This window comes from Rhodococcus sp. IC4_135 (assembly GCF_011602025.1).
Lineage (GTDB): Bacteria > Actinomycetota > Actinomycetes > Mycobacteriales > Mycobacteriaceae > Rhodococcus_F > Rhodococcus_F baikonurensis.
This window is the reverse complement of sequence record NZ_JAAOLG010000004.1, coordinates 41,984-67,532: the sequence shown is the minus strand read 5'-3', so window position 1 is coordinate 67,532 and position 25,549 is coordinate 41,984. Positions and strand designations below refer to the sequence as shown.

The 25,549-nt window shown below is 63.3% G+C and carries 20 protein-coding genes and 1 riboswitch; of the genes, 7 read left to right on the top strand and 13 right to left on the bottom strand.

All coding sequences use genetic code 11. The features are described 5' to 3' along the window. The first annotated feature begins 134 nt into the window (after nt 1–134). From G8767_RS10555 to G8767_RS10535, 5 genes are all read left to right on the top strand, one after another. The gene (locus G8767_RS10555; RefSeq protein WP_166810137.1) at nt 135–566 is read left to right on the top strand and encodes a universal stress protein; all 432 of its coding nucleotides are present in this window, start codon (nt 135–137) and stop codon (nt 564–566) included. A 44-nt stretch (nt 567–610) separates the two neighbouring features. Further along, nucleotides 611–1,861 (top strand): saccharopine dehydrogenase NADP-binding domain-containing protein, encoded by a 1,251-nt coding sequence (locus G8767_RS10550; RefSeq protein ID WP_166810136.1) that lies wholly within the window; start codon nt 611–613, stop codon nt 1,859–1,861. A gap of 152 nt (nt 1,862–2,013) precedes the next feature. Next, nucleotides 2,014–4,197, top strand: coding sequence for a malate synthase G (locus tag G8767_RS10545; protein ID WP_166810135.1), 2,184 nt, complete (start codon nt 2,014–2,016; stop codon nt 4,195–4,197). A gap of 159 nt (nt 4,198–4,356) precedes the next feature. Next, complete coding sequence (locus G8767_RS36530; RefSeq protein WP_166810134.1) at nt 4,357–6,051, top strand: VWA domain-containing protein; 1,695 nt, start codon at nt 4,357–4,359, stop codon at nt 6,049–6,051. Further along, a complete protein-coding gene (locus tag G8767_RS10535) occupies nt 6,051–7,199 on the top strand; it encodes a metallophosphoesterase (protein WP_166810133.1) in 1,149 nt (382 codons plus the stop codon). Before G8767_RS36530 ends, G8767_RS10535 begins: the two co-directional genes overlap by 1 nt. A 22-nt stretch (nt 7,200–7,221) precedes the next feature. Here G8767_RS10535 and gcvP read toward each other — a convergent pair whose 3' ends face one another. The 11 genes from gcvP to G8767_RS10480 form a co-directional block, all read right to left on the bottom strand. Continuing rightward, nucleotides 7,222–10,080: an aminomethyl-transferring glycine dehydrogenase gene (gcvP, locus tag G8767_RS10530; RefSeq protein ID WP_166810132.1), complete on the bottom strand. Its 2,859-nt coding sequence runs from the start codon at nt 10,078–10,080 to the stop codon at nt 7,222–7,224. 53 nt (nt 10,081–10,133) lie between these two features. Beyond that, nucleotides 10,134–10,263, bottom strand: a riboswitch (glycine riboswitch). Between the two features lie 220 nt (nt 10,264–10,483). Then, nucleotides 10,484–11,038, bottom strand: coding sequence for a MerR family transcriptional regulator (locus G8767_RS10525; protein WP_021344354.1), 555 nt, complete (start codon nt 11,036–11,038; stop codon nt 10,484–10,486). 335 nt (nt 11,039–11,373) lie between these two features. Next, on the bottom strand, nt 11,374–11,847 hold the full coding sequence (locus tag G8767_RS10520) for a bifunctional nuclease family protein (protein ID WP_003946194.1): 474 nt from the start codon (nt 11,845–11,847) through the stop codon (nt 11,374–11,376). Between the two features lie 93 nt (nt 11,848–11,940). Beyond that, entirely contained in the window at nt 11,941–12,678 is a 738-nt protein-coding gene (locus tag G8767_RS10515; RefSeq protein WP_003946161.1) for a MerR family transcriptional regulator, read from the bottom strand. After that, a complete protein-coding gene (garA, locus tag G8767_RS10510) occupies nt 12,678–13,172 on the bottom strand; it encodes a glycogen accumulation regulator GarA (protein WP_003946166.1) in 495 nt (164 codons plus the stop codon). Before garA ends, G8767_RS10515 begins: the two co-directional genes overlap by 1 nt. A gap of 211 nt (nt 13,173–13,383) precedes the next feature. Then, a complete protein-coding gene (gcvH, locus tag G8767_RS10505; RefSeq protein WP_003946160.1) occupies nt 13,384–13,788 on the bottom strand; it encodes a glycine cleavage system protein GcvH in 405 nt (134 codons plus the stop codon). 45 nt (nt 13,789–13,833) lie between these two features. Beyond that, nucleotides 13,834–14,613, bottom strand: a complete 780-nt coding sequence (locus G8767_RS10500) for a DUF881 domain-containing protein (RefSeq protein WP_166810131.1) — start codon at nt 14,611–14,613, stop codon at nt 13,834–13,836. A 3-nt stretch (nt 14,614–14,616) separates the two neighbouring features. Continuing rightward, nucleotides 14,617–14,967 carry a DUF1290 domain-containing protein gene (locus G8767_RS10495; RefSeq protein WP_003946178.1) on the bottom strand — a complete coding sequence of 117 codons (351 nt, stop codon included), beginning with the start codon at nt 14,965–14,967 and terminating at the stop codon, nt 14,617–14,619. A 13-nt stretch (nt 14,968–14,980) separates the two neighbouring features. After that, nucleotides 14,981–15,847, bottom strand: coding sequence for a DUF881 domain-containing protein (locus tag G8767_RS10490; RefSeq protein WP_095970050.1), 867 nt, complete (start codon nt 15,845–15,847; stop codon nt 14,981–14,983). Continuing rightward, nucleotides 15,844–16,443, bottom strand: coding sequence for a CDP-alcohol phosphatidyltransferase family protein (locus G8767_RS10485; protein WP_166810130.1), 600 nt, complete (start codon nt 16,441–16,443; stop codon nt 15,844–15,846). The genes G8767_RS10490 and G8767_RS10485 overlap by 4 nt, the downstream gene beginning before the upstream one ends. 109 nt (nt 16,444–16,552) lie before the next feature. Next, on the bottom strand, nt 16,553–17,167 hold the full coding sequence (locus G8767_RS10480; protein WP_166810129.1) for a CoA pyrophosphatase: 615 nt from the start codon (nt 17,165–17,167) through the stop codon (nt 16,553–16,555). A gap of 139 nt (nt 17,168–17,306) precedes the next feature. Here G8767_RS10480 and G8767_RS10475 point away from each other — a divergent pair, with 139 nt between their 5' ends. Together G8767_RS10475 and G8767_RS10470 are read left to right on the top strand one after the other, a co-directional pair. Further along, the gene (locus G8767_RS10475) at nt 17,307–19,442 is read left to right on the top strand and encodes a DUF2156 domain-containing protein (RefSeq protein WP_166810128.1); all 2,136 of its coding nucleotides are present in this window, start codon (nt 17,307–17,309) and stop codon (nt 19,440–19,442) included. Between the two features lie 4 nt (nt 19,443–19,446). Further along, the gene (locus G8767_RS10470; protein WP_166810127.1) at nt 19,447–21,714 is read left to right on the top strand and encodes a DUF2254 family protein; all 2,268 of its coding nucleotides are present in this window, start codon (nt 19,447–19,449) and stop codon (nt 21,712–21,714) included. Here the strand turns inward: G8767_RS10470 and G8767_RS10465 are convergent. Next, a complete protein-coding gene (locus G8767_RS10465) occupies nt 21,676–22,965 on the bottom strand; it encodes an alpha/beta hydrolase-fold protein (RefSeq protein WP_166810126.1) in 1,290 nt (429 codons plus the stop codon). The two genes, G8767_RS10470 and G8767_RS10465, sit on opposite strands and share 39 nt — an antisense overlap. 65 nt (nt 22,966–23,030) lie before the next feature. Then, nucleotides 23,031–25,514, bottom strand: coding sequence for an aminopeptidase N (pepN, locus tag G8767_RS10460; protein ID WP_166810125.1), 2,484 nt, complete (start codon nt 25,512–25,514; stop codon nt 23,031–23,033). Between the last annotated feature and the right edge of the window lie 35 nt (nt 25,515–25,549).

Here is a 25,549-nt window from a genome sequence, read left to right as displayed (position 1 = left end):
CAGGCAGCACCTAGGCGCCCCAATGTGGCGATCTCGTCACCGCCAAACCCCCGTGTCGAGTAGCTCATTTCAGGTAGGGCACAGCATTGCAGGCGATAATGGACTGCGAACCTGCTCACCGACTCGGAGGAACCATGACGATCGCCGTCGTACACAAGGACAGCCCGGAAGGCCGCGCCGCAATCGTGGCCGCCGCACGGGAATCCGTGGGTCGAAGCGATGAACTGCTGGTTCTGCACGTCCTGGACGACGTCAACATCGGGGACACGGTCAACACCGGAGACACCGAGGACGATCGGGCCGCTCTTCGCGGCGAGATTCAGTCAGCTCTCGATGCCGGTGGATTCTCGGAGACGAAGTGGGATCTGCGCACCACCGAGCACGACGGCGATCCGGTGACCGCCCTAGTCAACCTGGTCCACGGCGCGGGTGTCGATCTCCTGGTCGTCGGAACACGCCGGATGTCCCCCATCGGCAAGTTCCTCCTCGAACGCCCGCTGCAGCGCCTTCTGCTTGAAGTGGAGGCTCCGATCCTCGTCGTCAAGGAGCCCCTCCCCGCCGAGTGACCTCGGTCACATCACTTTCGGGTACTCGTTTGTAGGCTGGCTCCATGACTGGAACCTCGCCCGCCCGAGAACTCGACATCATCGTCTACGGAGCGAGCGGCTTCGTCGGAAAGCTACTCGCCGACTACCTCGTCAAACATGCTCCCGAAGGTACGAAGATCGGCCTCGGTGGCCGTTCCCTCGAGAAGTTGGCAGCCACTCGCGCCGATCTGGGTACCGCCGCCGCCGATCTCCCCCTGATCATCGCCGACGCCGACGACGCCACGGCGTTGAAGGCGCTCGCGCAACGAACCCGGGTCGTCGCCACCACGGTCGGCCCGTACGCCAAGTACGGTCACACCCTTGTTCACGAATGCGCCTCCGCCGGAACTCATTACGTCGACCTGACCGGTGAGGTGCTGTTCCACCGCGAGAGCATCGACGCCAACCATGAGCTGGCGGTCTCGACCGGCGCAAAGATCGTCCATTCCTGCGGATTCGATTCCATCCCTTCCGATCTCGGAGTTCACGTCCTCCACGAGAAGGTCACTGCCGACGGCGCCGGTGAGCTCACCGACACAACGCTGGTGGTCACGGCGCTGCGCGGCGGCGTGAGCGGTGGCACCATCGATTCGCTTCGCAACCAGATCGACGTGTCGAAAGACGATGCGCGCCTGCGGAAACTCGCTGCCTCGCCGTATTCGCTGAGCCCCGATCGTGACAGGGAGCCCGACCTCGGACGTCAGAGCGACGTGAGCGTGGTCGACGGCAAGAAGATCGATCCTTCGTTGAAGGGGTGGAAGGCACCGTTCGTGATGGCGTCGTACAACACACGAGTCGTTCGTCGCAGCAATGCGCTCCGAGAGTGGGCGTACGGCAAGAAGTTCAAGTACAGCGAGGTGATGAGTGTCGGTTCTTCGGTGGTATCACCGGTGATCGCGGGCGGCGTGGCGGTCGGCCTCGGTGCGCTGGTCGCCGGACTCGCCCTTCCCCCGACGCGCTTCCTTCTCGACAAGGTATTGCCGGCTCCCGGCGAAGGTCCGAGCGAGAGCACCCAGAAGAAGGGTCATTTCACGCTCGACGTGTTCACCACGACCACGACCGGCGCTCGATACACATCACGAGTGAAGGCGAAGGGCGACCCTGGATACAGCGCAACGGCGGTAATGCTCGGCGAATCTGCGTTGTCATTGGCGAAGGACCCCAAGGATCTCCCCCCGGCCACCGGCGTTTTGACCCCGGCGACAGCGCTCGGCGACGTCCTGGTCGAGCGCCTACGCGCGGCTGGTTTCGAGATTTCCGCGCGAAAACTCTAGACAGAACGAATTTCACTTGATCGTTTCAGCTCTTCGCGCCCGATTATCGCAGCTCAGGGCGCGGACAGCGGTGGGAATACTCCCAGGTAACATTGGTGTTGGTTCATGGCATCCATATGTGGTGCTCCGCTTTCGGAAAAGTGAGGCTATTCATGACTGAGCGCGTTCAGGTCGGCAGTCTTCAGGTTGCCAAGGTTCTCTACGACTTCGTGGTCGAGGAGGCTCTTCCCGGCACCGGTGTAGATGGCGAGACGTTCTGGGCCGGCGCCGACAAGGTCATCACCGAGCTCGCACCGAAGAACCGCGACTTGCTTGCCAAGCGTGACGATCTGCAGGCTCAGATCGATCAGTGGCATCGCGATCACGCCGGCGCTCCCATCGACGCCGCTGCGTACAAGGCATTCCTGCAGGAAATCGGCTACCTCCTGCCGACGCCTGCCGAATTCTCGGTCACCACCGCGAACGTCGACACGGAGATCACCGCGACGGCCGGCCCGCAGTTGGTCGTGCCGATCCTCAACGCGCGCTTCGCACTCAACGCGTCCAACGCCCGCTGGGGTTCGTTGTATGACGCGCTGTACGGCACCAACGCCATCTCGGAGGAGAACGGGGCCGAGAAGGGTTCCGGCTACAACAAGGTCCGCGGCGACAAAGTCATCGCCTGGGCGCGTGAATTCCTCGATGCGGCAGCACCTCTCGCGTCGGGATCGCATGCCGATTCAACCAAGTACGTTGTCGACGGCAGTGAACTGAAGATCACGTTGGCAGACGGTACGGTCACCACGCTCGCCCAGCCGGAGAAGTTCGTCGGCTACCTCGGGGAGAAGGACGCACCGACGAGCATCCTGCTGCTCAACAACGGCCTGCATGCCGAGATCCAGATCGACGCCTCGTCCCCGATCGGGAGCACCGACGCCGCCGGCGTCAAGGACGTCGTTCTCGAATCCGCCGTCACCACGATCATGGACTTCGAGGACTCGGTCGCCGCTGTCGACGCCGACGACAAGGTTGTCGGTTACCGAAACTGGTTGGGTCTCAACCGCGGTGATCTGTCCGAGGAGATCAAGAAGGGCGCCAAGTCCTTCACCCGCACGCTCAACGGCGACCGTAAGTACACCGCCGTCGACGGCAGCGAACTCAGCCTGCACGGTCGTTCGCTCCTGTTCGTCCGCAACGTCGGTCACCTCATGACCAACCCCGCGATCCTCGATGCCGACGGCAACGAGGTCCCCGAGGGCATTCTCGACGCCTTGATCACCAGCGCCTGCGCTGTGCACGGCCTCTCGATCAGTGACGCGAACGGCCCGCTCGACAACAGCCGCACCGGCTCGATCTACATCGTCAAGCCCAAGCAGCACGGCCCCGAGGAAGTTGCCTTCACCACCGAACTGTTCGGCCGCGTCGAGCAGGTCCTCGGGCTTCCCGAGAACACGCTCAAGGTCGGCATCATGGACGAGGAGCGTCGCACGACAGTCAACCTCGCTGCCTGCATCAAGGAAGCAGTCGACCGCGTCGTGTTCATCAACACCGGCTTCCTCGACCGCACCGGCGACGAAATCCACACCTCCATGGAGGCCGGCGCGATGGTGCGCAAGGCCGAGATGAAGAAGCAGAAGTGGATCGGTGCCTACGAAGACTGGAACGTCGACACGGGACTGGCCTGCGGTCTGCAGGGCAAGGCGCAGATCGGCAAGGGCATGTGGGCCATGACCGAGCTGATGGCGGACATGCTCGAGCAGAAGATCGGCCACCCCAAGGCCGGCGCCAACACCGCGTGGGTTCCGTCGCCGACCGGCGCAACGCTGCACGCGACGCACTACCATCGCGTCGACGTGTTCGCAGTTCAGGATGGTCTGAAGGGCAAGCCTCGCGCGAGCGTCGACGACATCCTGACCATCCCGCTCGCGCCCAGCACAGACTGGACGGACGCGGAGAAGAAGGAAGAGCTCGACAACAACTGCCAGTCCATCCTCGGTTACGTCGTCCGCTGGATCGACGCAGGCGTCGGCTGCTCCAAGGTTCCCGACATCCACGATGTCGCGCTCATGGAGGACCGCGCCACGCTCCGCATCTCGAGCCAGTTGCTCGCCAACTGGCTGCGTCACGGCATCGTCAGCGAGAGTGACGTCGTGAGCGCGCTCGAGCGGATGGCCCCGGTTGTCGACCGTCAGAACGAGGGCGACGCCGAGTACCGCAACATGGCACCTGATTTCGATTCCAACATCGCGTTCCAGGCTGCCAAGGAACTCATCCTCGAAGGCGCGAAGCAGCCCAGCGGGTACACGGAGCCGATCCTGCATCGCCGCCGCCGCGAGTACAAGGCTGCCAACGCCTGATTTCACCTTCTTCGAACTCGAAGCTGAACCCGAACAGCCTCGGCGCCGCTCCCGGTGCCGAGGCTGTTCGCGTAGGCCCCGAAGATTCGTCACTAGACTGGCCGAGGACACAGTCCGTTCAACAGACATTCTTCGAGTGACCGAGGTAGGGCAAGGTACGTGGGCGAACATCGCGGCGGGTCAGGCGCCAGAGGTATCAGCAAGGGGCCGATTCTCGTCGTCGTGCTGATCGCCTTGATCGTGGCAGGCTTCTTCGGGTGGAAGGCCCTCAGCAGTCGCATCGATGATCAGGGGCAACAAGCGGCAGGCACGTGCGTCGAAGGCAACAAGACGCTCGACGTCACCGCGGATCCGTCCATCGCCCCACAGGTCGAGGAACTGGCCAAGCGGTACACCCAGACCTCGCCGGTGGTGCGTGATCACTGCATCGCCGTCGCGGTGCACGGTGCACCGTCCGCGGCAGTGTCGACGGCACTCGAAGCCGGTCCGGCGGCGCCGTGGGACGACGCAGCATTGGGACCGCGCCCCTCCCTGTGGATCCCGACGAGTTCTTTCGAACTCGCGCCGCTGGCGGGCAAGGCCGTGATCAACGGTGATCCTCGCTCGCTCGCGAGTTCCCCGATCGTTCTGGCAGTCGGCCCCGAGACCGCGGCAGCATTAGGCGGCGCAGCATCGAGTTGGAAGTCGTTGCCTTCGGATCTGACGGTTGCCCTGCCAGTCGGAAGTACCGAAACTTCCATGGCGGCACAGGCAATCGCTGCCGACGTCGCCGATGCGGGTGCCGGTCCGGTCACGACGGATCAGGCGAAGTCCGCGCAGGTCAACGCTGCGCTCGGTGCGCGGGCGTTGCAGTTCCAATCCTTGCCGGCTCCCCCCACGTCCACTGCCGAAGCCCTCGGGGCACTGAGCGCCGGAACACCGGATTCGGTGAAAGCCGTTCCGGCCACGGAACAGTCGATAGCGCAGAGCGCGAACGCTGCGATGACGACGTACTCCCCCGCCGGCGCAACGCCAGTTGCTGATTATCCGGCGGTCATCATCTCGGGCAGCGGGATCGACGAAACCGCTTCGCGCGCAGCGGCACAGTTTGCCGATTTCATGCGTGAGCCGAATCAGTCACAGTTGTTCGTCGGCGCCGGTTTCCGGGCCGAGGGCCAAGACCTTCCCGATCTCGGTGCGGTGTCCCCGGCCAAGGTCTCGTCCACGTTGATTCCCGCGTCGGCCGAAACCGCAGCTGCGCTCGGTGACATCGTCGCCAATCCGGTCTCTCCTCGCAGTGCCACCATCCTGATGGACACGTCGGCGTCGATGGGTACCGACGACGGTGGCACTACTCGCTTGGCGAACGTTGCTGCGGCAGTGAACACTCAATTGGGTCGCAGCCCTGACGCTTCCGACATCGGCCTCCGCGAGTTCAGCACGGGCACCGACGGAAAACCGTCCGAGCGCATCCTGGTTCCGGGTGGTTCACTGTCCGAACCGAATCGGCGTGCCACCATCACCGATTTCCTCAACGGACTCCGAGCCGGCGGAAAGACGTCCAAGTACCCGGCGCTTGCCAGCTCGTACAAAGCTGCGGTGGACGGTTTCGACGCGGGACGAGTCAACTCGGTGCTGCTGATCACTTCGAGTACACCTGACGAATCCACCACGACGCGAGCCGAACTGCTCAGCGCGATCGCGGCAGCGGGCAATCCGTCGCGTCCGGTGCAGGTCGACGTGATCGTCGTCGGTACGGGTGACGACGTCTCCACTCTCCAAGACGTCTCGGATCGGACGGGTGGAACTTTGGTTCGCGTCGATTCGACATCCGACCCCGCTCTCGCGGCCGCAGTGACCAAGATGCTGTCCTGATGGGGCGCGTCGCGGTTTTTGCAGTCCTTCTCGCCCTTCTGACCTGGTTCCTGCACCGCAGACTCGTTCGCGCCACCGGCATCCCGAGGCGATGGGCTCGTCTTGCCGATACTGTGCTTGTCGTCTTGGCGGTCTCGACGCTCATCGGGGTCGGCAGTGGCGAAGTCTTTCCGACGTCGTGGGCGCGACCGATCGGATTCGTCGGATGGGTCTGGCTGGCTTCGTGGCTGTATCTGATTCCCGGACTGCTCGTGATCGGCCTGTTCGCCGGGATCAGTCGACTACGTGCACGCCACACGGACACCACGACCGAAGTCGACCCGTCCAAGCGTCGTACGTTGCAGTTGGCTACAGCAGCAGTCACTCTCGCGGCGATCGGCACCGCCGGCTACGGCGTCTACGAGGCGTCGGGCCCGAAGATTTCCCGCGTCCGCGTGCCGCTCGCTCGCCTACCTGAGGGCTTCAACGGATACCGGATCGCCTTGATCACCGACCTGCACGTAGGTCCGGCCCGCGGGGTCGACTTCACCCGCAAGGTGGTCGAAATCGTGAACTCGCAGAATGTCGATCTGATCGCGATCGGCGGCGACCTCGTGGACGGAACCGTCGCGAAAGTTGCTCCCGATCTTGCTCCGCTCGCCGATCTTCGGGCGCCCGACGGAATCTTCGGAGTCAGCGGAAACCACGAGTTCTATGCCGACGATGGCGGCAAATGGCTCGACGTCTGGGAAACATTGGGGATCACCACACTTCGCAACAGTCGCGCCTCGATACAGCATGACGGCGACACCATCGACATCGTGGGCATCCACGACTACACGTCACCGGCCCCGTACGAGCCGAACCTGACAGCTGCGCTCGCAGGCCGCGATCCGAATACTTTCGCCTTGCTTCTCGCACACGAACCGCGCCAAGCGATCGAGGCGTCCGAGATGGGTATCGATCTGCAACTGTCCGGGCACACTCACGGCGGACAGATGTGGCCGCTGCGCTACCTCGTTCCGCTGCAGCAGCCTTCGGTGCAGGGCTTGGACAAGATCGGAAACACCGTGCTGTACACGACGCGTGGCGCCGGGGCGTGGGGCCCGCCCGTACGCGTCGGCGCCCCGCCGGAGATCACCGTTCTCGAACTCGTACGCGAGAGGTGATGATCTCCGGAGGGCACACGCTCTAGTTGCCTGCGAACGCTTCGATCGGCGGGCAGGAGCAGACCAGGTTGCGGTCGCCGTGTGCACCGTCGATACGACGCACGGACGGCCACACCTTCGGGCGAGCCTTGCCGCGCGGGAAGACAGCGATCTCACGCGAGTACGGGTGATCCCACTGCGCTGCAATGCTTCCGGCGGTGTGGGGCGCACCCCGAAGCGGGTTGTCCTCCACCGTCCACTCGCCGGCGCCGACGCGATCGATTTCGCCGCGAATGGCAATCATCGCCTCGCAGAACTCGTCGATCTCTTCGAGGTTCTCGCTCTCGGTGGGCTCGACCATCAGTGTCCCGACCACGGGGAAGCTCATGGTCGGAGCGTGGAACCCGTAGTCCGCCAAACGCTTTGCGACGTCGTCGACGGTAACTCCGGTGTCCTTGGTCAACCCGCGGAGGTCGAGGATGCACTCGTGCGCGACCATGCCGTTCTCACCGGTGTAGAGAACCGGGAAGTACTCGTCGAGTCGACGCGCGATGTAGTTTGCCGACGCGATAGCGGTCAGGCTGGCACGGCGAAGACCCTGCGCACCCATCATCCGAATGTAGGTCCAGGTGATGGGCAGGATGGACGCACTGCCGTACGGCGCTGCCGAGATCGTGCCTCTACCACCGAGTTCGGGGGCCATCGGGTGACCGGGAAGGAACGGCGCGAGGTGTGAGCGCACACCGATCGGCCCGACGCCGGGTCCGCCGCCGCCGTGCGGGATGCAGAACGTCTTGTGCAGGTTCAGGTGGCTGACGTCGCCGCCGAATCGTCCCGGACGGGCAAGGCCGACAAGCGCGTTGAGGTTGGCGCCGTCGACGTACACCTGGCCGCCGGCGTCGTGTACCGCCGCGCAGATGTCGGAGATCTCGTGCTCGTAGACACCGTGGGTGGACGGGTAGGTGATCATGATCGCGGCGAGACGCTCGGCGTGATCGGCGATCTTCGCACGCAGATCGTCGACGTCGACGTCACCGTTGGGGCGGCAGGCGACAACCTCGACGCGCATCCCGGCCATGACGGCGGACGCCGCGTTGGTGCCGTGAGCACTCGACGGGATGAGGCAGGTGTCGCGGTGGTCGTCACCCCGGCTGAGGTGGTAATTACGAATCGCGAGCAGGCCCGCGTACTCCCCCTGGCTGCCGGCGTTGGGCTGGAGGCTCACGTTGTCGTAGCCGGTGACCGCAACCAACCAGTCTTCGAGATCCTTGATGATCTTCAGCAGACCGGGCGCATCCGACGTCGGCGCGAACGGATGGATCGCGTTGAACGCAGGCCAGGTGATGGATTCCATCTCGGCGGTGGCGTTGAGCTTCATGGTGCACGAACCCAGCGGAATCATGCTGCGATCGAGCGCGATGTCCTTGTCGGAGAGCGCGCGCAGGTAGCGGAGCATTGCTGTTTCCGTACGGTAACGGGTGAAGGCTTCGTGCTGCAGGTAGTCGGAGGTGCGCTCCTGAGCAGCGGGAACCGAGTTGCCCTCTGCTTCGATAGCGACAACAGCGTCTTCGATGCCGAACGCGTCGAGCACGGCGAGGACGTGATCGGCTGTGGTGGCCTCGTCGCACGAGATGCCGACATGATCCGCGTCGACCAGGCGCAGGTTGATCCCGGATTCCTTCGCCGCAGCGACGACGTCGGCCGCCTTGCCCGGAACCTGAGCCAGCACGGTGTCGAAGAACGAATCGTGGACTACGGTCACGCCACCCTCGCGCAGTCCGTTTGCCAATGCGTGTGCGCGGGCAGCGACGCGCAACGCAATTGCCTTGAGTCCCCCGGCGCCGTGGTAGCTCGCGTACATCGCTGCGAGGATGGCGAGGAGTACCTGCGCGGTACAGATGTTGGACGTCGCCTTTTCACGGCGAATGTGCTGCTCTCGTGTCTGCAGCGCCAGGCGGTATGCCTTGTCTCCGTCGGCGTCGATGGAGACGCCGACCAAGCGGCCGGGCAGCTGACGCGCGTGCTTCGAGTGCACCGCCAGGTAACCGGCGTGCGGCCCGCCGTAACCCATGGGAACACCGAAACGCTGGGTGGTGCCGAAGCACGCGTCCGCGCCGAGTTCGCCCGGTGAGGTGATGAGCGTCATCGCAAGAAGGTCGGCGCCGACGGCAACCAGTGCGCCGCGCTCGTGAGCTTCCGCGATGATCGCGGTGTAGTCGACGACTCGTCCCGAGGCTCCGGGGATCTGGGCGATGACGCCGAAGAAGTCGCCTTCCGGAAGACCGGCAGTGAGGTCTGCGGAGACGATCTCGATGCCGAGCGGCTCGGCGCGTGTCTCGATGACGGCGAGTGTCTGCGGGTACAGATCCGCGTCGACGACAAATCGCGGAGACTTGCTGCGGTTCGCGCGACGCAGAAGTGTCATGGCTTCGGCAGCGGCGGTGGCCTCGTCGAGCATCGACGAGTTGGCCAGTTCCATGCCGGAGAGATCGGCGACCATGGTCTGGAAGTTGAGGAGGGCTTCGAGGCGGCCCTGGCTGATCTCGGGCTGGTACGGGGTGTACGCGGTGTACCAGGCCGGGTTTTCGATGATGTTGCGCAACAAGACCGGCGGCGTCAACGTGTCGAAGTAGCCGAGGCCGATCATCGACGTCGCGACGGTGTTCTGGGCTGCGAGCGCAGTCAGTTCGGCAAGTGCCTCGTGCTCTCCGACCGGAAGCGGCAGAGCGTCGAGTCCGGCCGCGATGCCGTTCGGGGCAGCGTCGAGGATGACGGAGGGAACGGCCTTGGTTGCCAGTTCGTCCAGAGAATCGACCCCGACGAGTTCGAGGATGCGCGCGAGTTCCGCGGCGTTCGGACCGACATGGCGGTCGGCAAATATACGGCTTGCAGCGTCGATCACGACAACTCCCAGACAGATCGGAGGATCAGGACACACACCGAACTGCGGTGTGTTCCTCCCCCTCTGTCGCATGCTCGATTCCCGAGCGCCTGAGAGATTCGGTAGTGATCCGCCGATTGACGGAAGCCACAGCCTTTCCCCGTCGGCGGGTGGGTTGTCCCACCGCTTTCCAGAGGCGTCGGAGCCCGTACGGTCCTTGGTGCCTGAGAGATTGACGGGGAGGTATTGCTCCTTCGGCGCCCTGATCCCGCTCACCACTGGGCTCTGCAACAAAGACTGCAGCAAAGACAAGTTCGGTGAATCGGTATCCGAGGCTCTCCCGTACGCCGGCGACGCAGGCCCAGTCTAGTTGACCGAGACGCCTACCTGCACCGTGGCATCCTCCAAAGAGATGTGACGTACGTTATCCGGTTTTGCGGCTGGCGCGATTCTTGCGTCGCGAAGCCAACTCGTCTTCCGGATTGGGATCACTTTCGCCGCCGTCAGCCCGCTCGGCGGGGAAGTCGGCGATCGTTCCGGTGAGTTCACGCATCGCGCCACTGACTGCGATGCCGAATACGCCCTGCCCACCCTGGAGGAGGTCGACGACCTCTTCGGGAGACGTGCATTCGTAGACGGTGGTGCCGTCGGAGAAGAGTGTGATGTTCGCGAGATCGCGCACGCCGCGCTTGCGCAGGTGGTCGACGGCAACGCGGATGTTCTGCAGTGAGATGCCGGTATCGAGTAGACGCTTGACGATTTTCAGGACGAGGATGTCCTTGAAGGAGTACAGACGCTGGCTACCTGATCCGGCAGCGCCACGGATGGACGGTACAACCAACGACGTTCGTGCCCAGTAGTCGAGTTGGCGGTACGTGATCCCAGCGATCTGGCACGCGCTGGGCACTCGATATCCGACGAGGTCGTCGGGGATGGAATCATCCGGGAACAGGCCCGGCTGCAGCTCTTCGGAAGACATTTCTGCAGTCGGCTCGGCACTATCGGCTATGCCCGTTCCGCGCTCATTCGACTGTTCTTCCACTGCCGTCTCCCTCTCGCTTCGCCATCATGTAACCAACCTGTGCTATCAGCAGTCACGAGAATCCCGTGCCGACCGAACTTTCAGATGTGAATCCAAGGCAGGTAATTCCATGAGTGGACTTACCCAGAGTACGCCTCGATCGACAAGGCGAGAAGATCTCCACCGCACGCAACGGTAAGACCACGAGGGTGCTCGGTCAACGCAACACGCCGACCGAGACTCAACCTCTACTTGAGAGTTGAAGACTAAAGCCTGATTACGGACAAACAGGACTAACCGTCAGTTGCCTTGAAGTCGTCCGGCGAGATGGTGTCGAGGAATTCCTTGAACTTCTCGACTTCGTCTTCGCGCTCGTCGGGAATGACCAGGCCGGCTTCGGCGAGAACGGCTTCCGACGCGAAAATCGGAACGCCGATGCGCAGGGCCAATGCAATCGAGTCCGAAGGACGTGCCGAGACAGTAGTCTGCTCGTCGAAGACGAGATCCGCATAGAACGTGCCCTCTTGCAGGTCCACGATCCGTACTTCCTTGAGGCTCCGGCCGAAAGACTCGATCAAGATCTTGATCAGGTCGTGAGTCAGCGGCCGCGCCGGCTCGACTCCCTGTTGTTCGAGAACAATCGCGGTAGCTTCGGTTTGCCCGATCCAGATCGGCAGGTACCGATCGCCGTCGGACTCTCGCAGCAACAGGACCGGCTGATTCTGAGGCTGCTCGACACGAACTCCGATCACACGCATTTCGCCCATCGAGCTTGCCTCCAACCTGACGTGATCCAGCCGACCGGCTCCGATGCGGTCGTACTGAAATTCTATTCGAGTGTGCCCCGCTGATCGAGGAACTCAGCGATCGAGACTTCCCCGAACCGCCGATTTGACCAGACACGTGTGCAGAGTCAACGACAGCGCGGCCAGTTCCCGGACCATTTCCTCGGCGCGATCACGCGCTCCGGCGTCACGACCCTTGGCAACCGGTCCGGCGATCTGGGTCACCAGTCCCGCTTCGCGATCGGCAGCCAACTTGAACGCCCGTAGATGGCGAACCTCCAAGCCGTACTCGGACATCGCCTTCGCGGTGCGCGCCAATGTCACGGCGTCCTCGTCGAAGAAGCCTGCGGCGCCGGGAACGACCAAACCGGTGCGGATCAGATCGGTCAGAAACCGATCGTCGATGTCGGCGCGCGCGAGAAGATCCTGACGACCGACCCGAACTTCGCGATCGACTCGGAAAGCCTCGGGTGAGACATCGCCCGTAGCGATCGACAGGACGCGAGCACGACGAGGCGCAGGAACTTCTGCACTCACCGTCGCTGCGCCACTGTCGATCGCTTCGAGTTGTTCTTTGATCACTTTGAGCGGCAGGTACTGATCGCGTTGAGCGGTCAGCACGAAGCGAAGACGCTCGCAGTCCTCGACAGAGAATCTGCGGTATCCCGACGGTGTCCGTTGTGGGCTGATCAAGCCCTCGGACTCGAGGAAACGGATCTTCGAAATCGTCACGTCGGGAAAATCTGGACGCAACCGATCCAGCACGGAACCAATCGACATTCCGGGCTGGCTCTGCTGCCGCACTGCCGTCATTAGCTACCCGCACCTGCTGACGACTCGCCGACCTGCGAACCGCCGGCACGAGGGCCGGTGAGGAACACCAGACGGAACTTGCCGATCTGAACCTCGTCACCGTTCGCGAGAACTGCCGAATCGACAGGCTCACGGTTGACGTAGGTGCCGTTGAGGCTTCCGACGTCGACGACGTGGAAATCTGCATCTTCCTGACGGAACTCGGCGTGACGACGGCTGACGGTCACGTCGTCGAGGAAGATGTCGCTGTCCGGGTGTCGACCTGCCGACGTCGTCGGCTGATCGAGCAAGAAGCGGGATCCTGCATTCGGTCCCCGCTTGACCACCAGAAGTGCGGCTCCGGCGGGAAGGCCTTCCACGCCCGAAACCGGCTGCTCGGCGGCCGGTGCTGCAGAGGAGGTGTTGTCGAGCTCATTGAGGAAGTCCGCACGGAAAACCGAAGTGGTCTCCGCCGGCGACTCCCCATAGCCCGCGTCGTTACCGTTCTCGCTCACTGTTTCTCCTCCTGGGTCAATCATCCAGATCATGAATCACTGGACTACGCAGTGCACTTTCTTCACGAGCATCTTTCACAGTCACGTTCGATACGGCCCTGCGCCCCGACTCGGCACATGCGTACCTAACGACCGTACCCTGCGCAGACCGCCGTGTGCAGCGAGACAGGCCGCGACACAACACGAGTTGGCCGGTCCACGCGCAGGTTTTCTACTCGGACGTGAGCCCCTTGTATGCCTCCGCGTCCAGAGTTGCCGCCAGAGCGGCGTCGAGTGTGGCCTCGTCGGCAACCTCGAGCTCGACCAACCAACCCGTGTCGTACGGATCGGTGTTGACGAGGTCAGGCTGTCCGTCCAATTCACCGTTGGCTGCAAGAACTTTCGCAGTGAACGGAGCAAAGATGTCGGAGACGCTCTTGGTCGACTCGACCTCACCGAGCGATTCACCGGCGGTCACGTCCTCGTCGACAGCGGGAAGCTGGACGAACACGACGTCACCGAGCTGCGACTGAGCAAAGTCGGTGATACCGACTCGAACTGAGGTCGGGCCGGTTCGCTTCACCCACTCGTGCTCCGCGGTGTAGCGCAGATCGGTAGGTGTATCGAGCTCACTCACAGTGGCTTCCTTTCACAGGCCGTCCGAAAGTCGGACGCAAAAAGATCAATTTCCGGGTTGAGCGTATTGGCGCGGATTCAATTGTCGCAAGACGGAGATCGTGACCTGCTGCGATTGCTCGACGGACGACGTTCCGCCGTTGCGTGCGACATTGTCGAAGACGCCTCCGGGAATGTTCAACGCTGCCGCCAATGTCGGCGGATCCCCGATCGCGGTCACAGTGTACGGCTGCTCGATCCGGGTTCCGTCCAATTCGATCTCGCCGCCGCGCCCACTCACCCACGAGTTCACGCCGATACGAATGGGTTCGCCGTTCGCACCGGCAATCGAGATGGCCTCGGCACCGGCAGCACGCAGTTCCTGGATGAGATCGAGAATCACTTCCGATCCGACGCCGCCTGCTGGATCTGTCAGGGTCATCGTCACACCCGGTCCGGTAGCGGGAGCGGTCCCCACTTGAATGGAGAGCGAGGTCAGCCGCGCCCGCGCCTCGTCAAGCGCTGCTCCCGTGTTTCCGCCGGCTTCCAAAGTGGCAAGCGATTCCTGAAGATTCGCGACTTCCTGCCGCAGCGCGGCTTCGCGACGATTCAGGTTGTCGAGAACCACCAAGAGGTCGGCAGGGCGCGCGGCGTCGAGTGAATCTCCGGCCACTGTGCTGCGTACCTGTGTCGCAATCGCAACGCCGAGCACGCCCAGGAGCACGGCAGCGAGGATGGCGAAAACGACGTTGGTGCGGTGTTTCGACGGCGAACGCAACTCGTGACGACCTTCACCCGTAGTCGTCAATGGTGGTTCTTCGGGGTCAGTCGTGGCGTGGTCGGACATGGCTCACGCTCCGAACAGTCGTCGTCGCAATGCCGCTGCGTTGCCGAAGATCCGGATACCCAACACGACGACGATTGCCGTCGAGAGTTGAGTACCCACACCCAACTGATCGCCGAGCCAGACGATCAACGACGCGACGAGCACGTTGAAGACGAAGGAGACCACGAACACCTTCGCGTCGAAGATCTCGTCCAGATACGCGCGAAGTCCACCGAAGACGGCGTCGAGCGCTGCAACGACAGCGATCGGAAGATAGGGCTGGATGACGTCGGGCACCTGCGGGCTGAAAACAACGCCCAAGACGATGCCGACGACCAGTGCTGCGAGTCCGTACAGGGCGGAACCGGCCTTCATCGAACTCCTTCTGTCACTTGGGCTCTGTGGGTTCTGTTGCCACCCGGACCGCGCGGGGCGTCGCAGGCGGCAGTGTCAACGAATCGTCCTCGGCCACCGCGAAACCGACTCCGTACAATTGCGAGACGCTCGACATTCTCACGTAGGCGTCGCTGACGACGAACTCTCTCTGCAGCGCGCGCGTGTCGCCGATCGCCTCGACGCGGTACGGCGAGAAGACAGGTTGGTTGTCGACGAGCATCGCGCCGCCCGCCTGACGGATGGTCACCGTCGGCCCGATTCGCACGCCGCCGACGGCAATTGCCTCCGCTCCGCCCGCCCACAGGGCGTTGACGACGGTCTGCAGATCGCGATCGAGGACAACGGTCTTACCGCCGACGCTGCGCTGGGACGCGTCGGTGAGGTTCGGGCGTCCGGCCGGGTCCGTCAGGGTCACGACCAGACCTTCTCCGTGAACAGCTTCGGCTCCTGCACCGGATTCGACCGCTCGCAGTTGATCGAGGACCGCGCTGCCGCGTGCATCGCCTTCGAGCGCCACGCCGCGCGCGGCGTCCACGTCACCGCCGAGTGAATCGCGGGACGCGGCCAGCGAATCGATACGATCCTCGGCGTCACGGACCTTGGCCACCAACTCGCTTCGAACCTCCTCGGTACCGGTCACCTGTTTGGTGGCCTGCACTGCGGACACCGTGACGATGAACCCGATCAACAGTGCGCCGAGAGCCAGCCACGGCCCGGTTTTCGAGGATCTGTTCTTGGTGTGCTCGTGTTGACGTTCGAATGCCGTTGCTTCGTAGCCCGGATCGAGATGTTCGGTCATGAGCGACCGAAGCAGCGACGGTACCGGGTTACGACGGACGTCCTCCCCGGTCGACTTCATCGGGGCACGACCTCGTGTGTTCGCGCCACGTCGACGGCCTTGAGCACGTAGATCACGGCAGTCCACACGTACAGGACGGTTCCCCAGATCAGGAAAGCGAAACCGAAGGCATGGGTGAACGGTCCGATGGCCCAGTCTCCGTGTCCGGCAAGAATCAACGGCAGCGCGAACATCAGCAGGAAGGTCGCGGCCTTACCGAGATAGACGACCTCGGGCGGCGGCAGTCCACGCCGCCGGTAGATCGGCAACGTCAACGCGAGTAGAAGATCACGTCCGATCAATATCGCCGCGACCCACCAGGGAATGAAATCGCGGGCGACGAAGGTGACGAGTGTCGTGACGACGTAGAGACGGTCGACCAGCGGGTCGAGAAGCGCTCCCAGACGGGAGGTTTGTCCGAGCACTCTGGCCAACTTGCCGTCGAGCCAGTCGGTGAACCCGCTGAGCATCAACAGTGCCAATGCCCAGCCGTCCGAGTGCGTGACGAGCAGAAGATAGGCGAACAGCGGCAGAGCGAGTAGACGCACGATACTGAGCACGTTGGGAACAGTGAGAATCCGATCCGTGGGGACCAGTTCTTGTTCGCCAGAGTTCACTGCACACACCTCGCGTCGTTCGATTGCCGTGCGGCCAGCTTTCCACAGCACGACGGACTATTCGCCGAGGCGCCGTAGCCCGAACTGTCCCGAGCGTGTCGAGCTGGTCTTATCGCCAGGCGAACACCGGTTGCTCGAGGTTGTCGATGCGCGTGGTCCGTCCGTTCAGAACTTCGCGGAACTGATAGATGACGGCTCCGGTCGGCGCATGGATCAAGCTCGTTCGGAACGGCCATTGAATCACCGGGTTCGGTGATTCCTCGATGGTGACGAATCGCGAGTCCACGTCGAGCTCCTCCGACGTCACGGCATACACCTGGGCCACCTCGTCGGGATTGGGTACCAGTCCCCCGATGTCCTCACCGGACCAGACGACGAACGGTCGGATCACAAATCCCGAACGGGTGACGTAGTCGTCGAGCCGGCCGATGATGTTCGACTCAGGGACGTCGACGCCCAACTCCTCGGACAGTTCCCGAACCGCTGCTTGTTCGGACGACTCGCCCGGGTCGACGCTTCCGCCCGGCAACGCGAACTGACCGGGGTGGGCGCGCATCTTGCTCGGCCGCTTTGTCACCGGAAACACCGGTGTTCCGTCCGCAGTCCGCATGACGACGATGACCACCGACGCCGAGCGCCTTCCGTCCAATTCGACCGACCGAGGTTCGAAGGCGGCTAGTGAGGCGACCACGTGGTCCCGATTCAGTAAATCTCCGTTCACCATGGCTCGACAGTAGCGCCACGAGACTGAGACCCCCAGCCAGTCTGGTCCATTTTGACCGCTTCGCCTGATTATCGGTCTGTATTCCTGTCATGCTGAACAGGCAGAATCCACCGTGCGGCATGGCGAGAAGAGAACGTCGATGGCTGAGCAGTCCCAGACCCCCACCCCGCAGACCGACCAGAGCGCGCCGGGCGCGCCGAATCGGGCCTCCCGCTTCGCCTCCGAAGCGCTCAGTGTCCTGCGGCGCGTGCCGTTCACCGCGATCGTCGTGCTCACCATCACCGTCGTCGGGATCGCCACCGGTGCGTTGTGGAATCACGTCCGTACCTACTCGTGGTTCGACGACATCGCCTACGGAGTCCCTGCCTTGCAGGAAGGCAAGTGGTGGACTCTCGTCACGGGGTGGTTCTTCGGATTGACGCCAGGTCAGTATGTTTCGATCATCGTCGTCTTCGCCCTCGCGGTCGGCTGGTGCGAGTGGCGCCTGGGCACCAAGAACGCGGCCATCGTCACGATCAGCGGTCAGTTGGCGGGCGAACTGGGTGCATCGCTCCTCCTCTGGGCCGGCAGCCACACCGACTGGGATTGGGCCCGCAACCTCGCCACCCACCGCGACGTCGGTGTCACCACCGCCATCATCGCCGCACTCGCCGCAACCACCGCAACTCTGCGCTCGCCCTGGCGAATGCGAGTGCGCGCCATCCTGTGTGCGTACATCGCGATCGCCTTTCTCTTCGAAGGCCGCCTCGCCGACGTACAGCACCTCATCGCGGTCGCGATCTTCCTCCCGGTGGGCGAGAAGTTCTTCGGCGACGGAGAGCGTGGGTTCATCCCCCGAACCCGACGTGAGATCCGTCTGCTCGGATTCATCGGCCTGCTCCTGATCGGCGTGGTCGAGATCGCCGTCTGGTTGTTCCCCGGAAGCGGACCGTTCGGGCCGACGGAAGCCGAAACCGGTTCGGGCTGGACCGCATTGGTCGACGTGATCATCGTTGCCCTGATCGCGGATCAGTTGCGACGAGGTCGCCGCTGGGCCTGGTGGGTTGCTGTGGTCTTCGGTTCTCTGACGGTTTTGGCCACCGCCCTCGTCCTCGGTTCGGTCATCTTCTTCGACTACGAAAGCGCCGGCGCCGTCACGGTCGGTACCGCGCTGCTCTGGCTTCTCGAACTCATCTTGTTGATCAAGGGCCGTCACGCTTTTCACGTGCCGATGCGGCGCAAGATTCGAGGCGGGCCGCTGTCCGGGAACGATCCTCGCGCCGCTGCTCGGGAACTGCTCAAACAGCACGGCGGCGGAACCATGTCGTGGATGACGACGTGGGACGGCAACAATTACTACTTCGGTGAGTCGGGTGAGAGCGTCGTTGCATTCCAACGACATGTCGGTGTCGTCGTCGTTCTGGCCGATCCGATAGCGAGTCCCGACAGGCTTGCCGCGGCGGTCGACGAATTCACGACGATGTCCGAAGCCAACGGCCTCACTCCTTGCCTGTTCTCCGTAGGAAGGGATACGGCCGATGCCGCCACACGGCGCGGGTGGCGCACCGTTCAGGTCGCCGAGGACACGATCGTCGACTTGCCGGAATTGCAGTTCACCGGGAAGTCCTGGCAGGACATCCGCTCGGCGCTCAACAAGGCGAAAAAGGACGACATCACCTTCCGGATGACAACACTGGCAGACGAACCGTTCTCCGTGTTGGCTCAGGTACGCGCCATCTCGGAGGAATGGGTGGGCGACAAGGGACTACCCGAGATGGGGTTCACTCTCGGCAGCGTCGAGGAGGCGCTCGATCGCGACGTCCGGGTCGGCTTGGCCGTCGACCCGACGGGAAGCATTCACGGCGTCACCTCGTGGTTGCCGGTGTACGGCGAGGGCGGCGTCGTCCGGGGTTGGACCCTCGACGTGATGCGTCGACGCCCGGACGGGTTCCGCCCCGTGGTCGAATTCCTCATCGCATCGTCGGCTCTCGAATTCAAAGAACAAGGTGCCCAATTCGTCTCACTGTCCGGAGCACCGCTCGCACGCAGCGACGACGGCGCCGACGCCGCATCGATGGACCGCCTGCTGGACATGCTCGGAGCCGCGATGGAACCGCTGTACGGCTTCCGGTCTCTTCACGCGTTCAAGAAGAAGTTCAAGCCCAGATACGAACCCGTTTTCCTGTGTTTCCGCGACGAGGCCGACCTGCCTCGGATCGGAATCGCACTGACGCGTGCATACCTACCCGACGCGACGGCTCCTCAGCTGATCAAGCTCGCCACCAGCAAGAGCTGACGCCGTGCGGTCCTGGTTCGAGCACACGGTCGTCGACACCGGCAGACTCCCACTGTTCTTCCTTCTGCTCGCCTTTGTTCTGACGTTCCTGTTCATCCGCTTCAGCGTTCGAATGATCCGTGCGGAGGTCTCGTGGTGGCCGGGCAATGTCACGCCCGGCGGAATGCACATCCACCACATGGTTTTCGGCCTGATGATGATGCTTGTGTCGGGTTTTGCCTTCATCGCTCTGGCCGACTATCACACCCCGATCGCCAACTGTGTTCTCGCGTCGGTGTTCGGTATCGGCAGTGCGCTGGTGCTCGACGAGTACGCACTCGTGCTGCATCTACGCGATGTCTACTGGGCCGAGGAGGGTCGCTCGTCCATCGACGCGGTGTTCGTTGCCATCGCGATCTCATTCCTTTTCCTTCTCGGAGTCCACCCGATCGGGTTCGCGGGAGAGTTCGACCCGTACGAGCAGGACCGTAGCCTGGCGACGTTGATCGGCGTCGTCGTCGCGATCGTGATCCAACTCGGACTCGCGGTGATCACGTTGATGAAGGGCAAACTCTGGACCGGCTTGATCGGACTGTTCTTCACCCCGCTTTTGTTGGTCGGCGCGATTCGATTGAGTCGCCCGGGTGCGCCGTGGGCGCGTTCGCGTTACCGCGACAAGCCCGCGAAGATGAGCCGCGCAGTGGCCCGTGAGCAGCGCTATCGCGAGCCGATGATCCACGCGAAGATCTACGTTCAGGAAGCGGTGTCGGGAAGTTTCGGTTCCACTCCCCCGCCCCCACCACCGCTCCCGGTCGTCGATACCTCGACGCCCACGTCGAAGGTCGAACTGTCGCAGCGGCTTTCGGACAGAATTCGCTGGCGTCGCACTCGCCGAAGACTACGAACAGTCCCGGTCTGGCGCCTCCCCGTGATCCTCGTCGTTCTGTCCGTCGTGACCGCGACCATCCTCGTCGGGATCGACGGAGACCTGGTCAGCGACGGCGACGTCGGCACCATTTCCGAGGGCGTGGACGCCGGGGCCACCGCAACGCTGCTCAGCGTCATCGCCGGCGGGATGATCACCCTCACCGGTCTGGTGTTCACCGCTATCACCCTCGCCATGCAGTTCGGCGCCTCGCAGATTTCGGTGCGGGTGGTCCCGATGCTTGCGCAACAGCGAGTGATGCGGTGGTCGATCGGCATGTTTCTGGCCACGTTCGTCTTCTCCTTGATCATTGCGCTCGATCTGGCGCTCGACTCGGAGAATTCCTCTCCGACCATCTCCACGGCGATCGCACTGCTTCTGGCATTGGCCAGTGCGATCCTGTTCATCGCATTGGTGGCGAAGGTCGGGTCGATTCTCAATTCCAGCCGGTTGTTGCGTTGGATAGCGGCCCAGGGCCGGAGCGCGACGATTCGTGCCTATCCGCTGTACGAGGACTTACCCTCGGGCGCACCGAAACCCAGTCAACCGCTTCCCCTACGCGAACCGCACGAGTCCGAAACCTCCGAGAGCGCCGACGCACTGGTGATTCGCCTACGCCACCTTTCACCCGACGGCCGGATTCTGCTGGCGATCGATCTCGCACGATTGCAGCGTTTGGCCGGCCGCTGGGACGTCTCGGTCGAGGTCGTCCCCAGCATCGGCGAGTTCGTCGCCCAGAACGCGCCCCTCTTCGAGGTACGCGGACCGTCACTGAAGGTCCGTCCGGACACATTGATGTCGTGCTTGATCTTCGGTGACACGCACAGTCCGGTCGTCAGCCCCGGTGCGGCGCTGCAGTCGATCGTGGACATCGCGCTCAAGGCGCTCTCACCCGCCATCAACGATCCGGGTCGAGCCGTCCAGGCTCTCGATCACATCGAGGACCTTCTGGTACTCCTCGCCCCACGGGTCCGCTTCGACACGTCAACCTCGGATCTCACACTGATCCGGGGGCAGCAACGCACCTGGACCGACTACGTCTCTGTGGCGACCGACGAGATCAGGCACTTCAGTAGCAATTCCGCGCAGGTCCAGCGTCGTCTACGCGCGGTGTTCGCGACCTTGCTCGAAGCCTGCCCGCCGGATCAGCACCCTCCGCTACTCGAGCGCGTCGACGCACTCGATGCGCAATTGACCCGAGAATGGACCGGCGCACTCGACCTTCGACTCGCGAGTGTGGCGGATCCGCAGGGATTGGGCTCCGAGGCCGGGGCGACCGGAAGAATTCACCCGCTGATCATCGGGTCCGCCGAACTTCCGGACGACCGTTCACCCGGGCAGACCGAGTCGCGTTCCCAGCCAACCTAATTGACTCGCCAATCCAGCCGACCACACCTGGAAGCTGTGTCCTCCGTCGACCTCGGCGTACTGGACGTCCATCCCTGCAGCCTTTGCGGCCTCGTAGAGCGTCTGCAGTCCCGGGCGGTAGTCGTTGTCCTGTTTGCCGACCACGAACACTCCGGCGCTGTCGGGGAACTTCTTCTCCCGGAGCAGATCCTGCGGATTCACAGCCACGAACGCGGCTTCGTTGCCGCCGAACGCGGCATCGACCGTCTGTTTGCGATCACCGAGGGTGGGCTCGATCTGACCGGACAGATCCAGGAACGTCGGATATACCGCGGGGAAGTTCGTTGCCATCTGGAACGCGCAGGTACCGCCGTAGGAAAGTCCCCCGATCGCCCACTTCCTCGGGTCGGGATCCACCTGGAGGTTCCCGCGCACCCAGTCGGGAACATCGCGCGAAAGGTACGTCGCGACGTTCCCGAGTTGGGAATCGACGCAGAGCGGATTCGCCAGTTCCGACCCGGTCCCGTCAGCAACGACGACGACGGGAGCCAAGCCCGAATGTGCAGCGGCGTAGGTGTCCATGGTCTGGACGAGACGTCCGCCCTGTAGCCAGTCCTCGGGCGCGCCTGGTTGGCCGGCAAGCAGTACCAACACCGGCAACTCCGGTCGTGGGTTCGTGAAATACGCGGGCGGTAAGTAGATCTCGGCGTCACGGGCGCTGAATCCGGAGACCGTCCCTGCAATCGTGACCGTGCTGACCTTGCCGGCCGTCGGCATGTCCGCTGGAGCCTTCCACTGCGAAACCGGTACCGCCCCGTCCTTGCCGTCGTCCAGGTCGGCGAGTGAAACCTTCTCCGCGTCCGAGAGTCCCAGCGCTGTTCCCAACGTCGGATACGACTGGAACTGCAGATTCACGTGAGCCGCGCTCGACACGACCACCAGGAGCACGGAGACCACGGTGAGCGCGCGGCCGTCGAGTCGCGTGGCCGCAAATATCCGCGAAACACCCAGCAGCGCGCCGAGAATGCCCAACCCGATCCACACGTAGACCGGACGGGCAATCGGATCGGGGAACGGGTGCCATACCTTCTCGATCAGCCAGTACAGCACGAGAGTGATCGCGATTGCCGCGACGATGCAGACCGGAATCGAGATCAGCACGTGACGCCTCGATCTCGAGAAGATCAGCCACAGAAGTGCCAGAATTCCGAGCACCGTCACCACGGGCGGGACCGGGCCCGTGACCAGCGACAGATCCGTGATCGTGTGCACGTCGTCTCCCGTCGCAGCCCTGTTTAGACAATATCCAAGAACAGGACATTTCGGAGCTGATGGCGTCAGATCACCGCGTTCGACGCCTGGGCACGTAGGTCTCGGGCCAAGTGATCCCGACGCTCGAGAACAAGCCGCCGCAGCGACGCGGGCGCGTCTGCGTTGCCCTGGATCCAGGCATCGACCGCAGAGGTGTCTTCAGCTGCCGGGAAGAGTCCGTTCACCAACCGTCGCGCAATCTCGATGCTGCGTTCGGACCACCACTTCCCCAAGGACGAGAAATACTCGCCCGCATATCCCTCGATCAATGACGCGTCCGTGCCCGAACGGAATCCGGCGATCGTCGCATCCAGGCGGTCGTTCGAGAGTGAGGCATCGGTGGTCGCCGACGCCCAGGCAGCCGCCTTGGTCGCGGCATCGGGAATCGACGCCGCGGCGCGGACGTACGCAGTTCGACCCGCCGACGTGCTGTCCGTGCTCAGCTCACGGTCGAAGTCGCTCACACTCGCATGGCCGGTCGCGGACAGGGCGATCCACAATGCCCACCGCAGATCGGGATCGAGAGCCAGTCCGACCGGTCCCGGGCACGTGCCGCCGAGTATCGACCGCAACTCGTCGGCGCGAGCGTCGTTGACCGCTGCGGCGGCCGACAGGGCCCGTGCCCAGGCCAGCTGTCTTCCGGACTCCGGTTCGGCTTCGAACACCGCCTTCCAGGTCGTTTCCAACCAGCCTGCACTGACATTGGGCCGCAAGCTCTTCGGAACGTAGTGAAGAACCGCGTATTGGGCATCGGTCAGGATCGAGCTGAGAATTGCAAGATCTGTCTCTGCGGGCGCGAATCGTTCCACCATGTCGAGGTAACGGAACACCGAGAGTTGCGCATCACGCACCGAGTTCCACAGCGACGACCAGATCACCCCGCGCGCAAGCGGATCGCTCACGCGGTCCAGGGATGCCTCGACTGTCGACAGTGATCGCTCGTCCAAGCGGACCTTCGCGTAGGTGAGGTCTTCGTCGTTGAGCAGTGTGAGCGCCCCAGATGGAAGGTCCACGGAAGTGCGGGATTCGGTGATGTCGAGTTCGACGCGTTCGGTGCGAACAAGATCTCCGGACTCGTTGTAGTCGTAAATTCCGACTGCGAGCCGATGCGGCCTCGGGTCCGTCTGGACCACATCTGTTCCATCGAGCGACAGCGTGGACACTCCGGTGGTCTGCAACCAGATTCGTGCCCATTCGCGCACATCGCGTCCGGAAGTCTCCGCGAGCACGTCGAGCAGATCGACCAGCGTGGTGTTCCCGAATGCGTGAGCCTTGAAGTACCGTCGAGCCGCTTCGAAGAACGCGTCACGGCCGACAAACGCAACAAGTTGCTTGAGGACGCTGGCGCCCTTGGCGTAGGTGATTCCGTCGAAGTTCAGCTTCGCAGCTTCGAGATCGACGATGTCGGCGACGATGGGGTGAGTGGTCGGCAGCTGATCTTGGAGGTAAGCCCACGCCTTCCGCTTGATGGCGAACGCTACCCAGGCATCGGTGAAACGCGTGGCTTCGGCGCTGACCAGCGATCCCATGAAATCGGCGAAGGATTCCTTGAGCCACAGGTCGTCCCACCAGACCATGGTCACCAGATCGCCGAACCACATGTGCGCCATTTCGTGCAGGATCGTGTTGGCGCGGCGCTGATGCTGCTCGTCGGTCGCGGAGCCGCGGAACACGTATGCCTCGGTGAAGGTCACCAATCCCGGGTTCTCCATGGCGCCGAGGTTGTACTCGGGGACGAAGATCTGGTCGTACTTGCCGAACGGATACGGATAGTCGAAGTGCTCGGCGTAGAAGTCCAACCCCTGACGGGTGATGTCGAAAACGTTGTCTGCATCGAGATGAGGAGCCAACGACGCCCGACACAAAGCGCCCAACTCGACAGTGAGGTCGCCGCGACTCCACGACGACGCCACCCGGTGATACGGCCCGGCTGCGATCGCGGTGATGTAGGTCGAGATCGGCAGCGTCGGTGCGAAAGTGACGCGTTGTCCGCCGTCTACGGAGTGGGTCTGGGTCGCGGGCTGATTCGACAGGACTTCCCAGCCGTCAGGTGCTGTCACCTCGAACGTGAAGGGCGCCTTGAGGTCCGGTTGCTCGAAGCAGGCGAAAACACGTCTGGCGTCGGCGGGCTCGTATTGCGTGTACAGATACGTCTGATCGTCAGCGTCGTCGACAAATCGGTGCAGCCCTTCGCCGGAACGGCTGTAGTTACCGTGAGCTGCCACCCGCACGACGTTCGATCCACCGAGTCCGCGCACCACAATCCGGGACCCGTCGTACTCCACGGGAATCGACACACCGTCGACGTCCACGGAATCGACTGCAGCACCGATGAAGTCGAGCCATGTGGACTCCGCCGACGACGTCAGATCAATTGTCGTGACCGTCGAAAAGGTCTTCACGGCGGAGTCGACCGCCGATCGCAGATCCAACTCCACCCGGTAACCGGCGACGGAGATGGCTCGAGATCGTTCGGCGACTTCGCTTCGATTCAGGTTCGCTGTACTCACGCACTCGATCCTGCCAGGCCGCGCGCGGCGATGTG

Coding starts and splice junctions, on each gene's coding strand:
- G8767_RS10480 (WP_166810129.1), bottom strand. CDS start 17,167: ATGGTGAACGGAGATTTACTGAATCGGGACCACGTGGTCGCCTCACTA.
- G8767_RS10475 (WP_166810128.1), top strand. CDS start 17,307: ATGGCTGAGCAGTCCCAGACCCCCACCCCGCAGACCGACCAGAGCGCG.
- G8767_RS10495 (WP_003946178.1), bottom strand. CDS start 14,967: ATGAAGGCCGGTTCCGCCCTGTACGGACTCGCAGCACTGGTCGTCGGC.
- G8767_RS10490 (WP_095970050.1), bottom strand. CDS start 15,847: ATGAAGTCGACCGGGGAGGACGTCCGTCGTAACCCGGTACCGTCGCTG.
- G8767_RS10520 (WP_003946194.1), bottom strand. CDS start 11,847: ATGGGCGAAATGCGTGTGATCGGAGTTCGTGTCGAGCAGCCTCAGAAT.
- G8767_RS10525 (WP_021344354.1), bottom strand. CDS start 11,038: ATGTCTTCCGAAGAGCTGCAGCCGGGCCTGTTCCCGGATGATTCCATC.
- G8767_RS10515 (WP_003946161.1), bottom strand. CDS start 12,678: ATGACGGCAGTGCGGCAGCAGAGCCAGCCCGGAATGTCGATTGGTTCC.
- G8767_RS10535 (WP_166810133.1), top strand. CDS start 6,051: ATGGGGCGCGTCGCGGTTTTTGCAGTCCTTCTCGCCCTTCTGACCTGG.
- G8767_RS10500 (WP_166810131.1), bottom strand. CDS start 14,613: ATGTCCGACCACGCCACGACTGACCCCGAAGAACCACCATTGACGACT.
- G8767_RS10550 (WP_166810136.1), top strand. CDS start 611: ATGACTGGAACCTCGCCCGCCCGAGAACTCGACATCATCGTCTACGGA.
- G8767_RS10545 (WP_166810135.1), top strand. CDS start 2,014: ATGACTGAGCGCGTTCAGGTCGGCAGTCTTCAGGTTGCCAAGGTTCTC.
- G8767_RS10555 (WP_166810137.1), top strand. CDS start 135: ATGACGATCGCCGTCGTACACAAGGACAGCCCGGAAGGCCGCGCCGCA.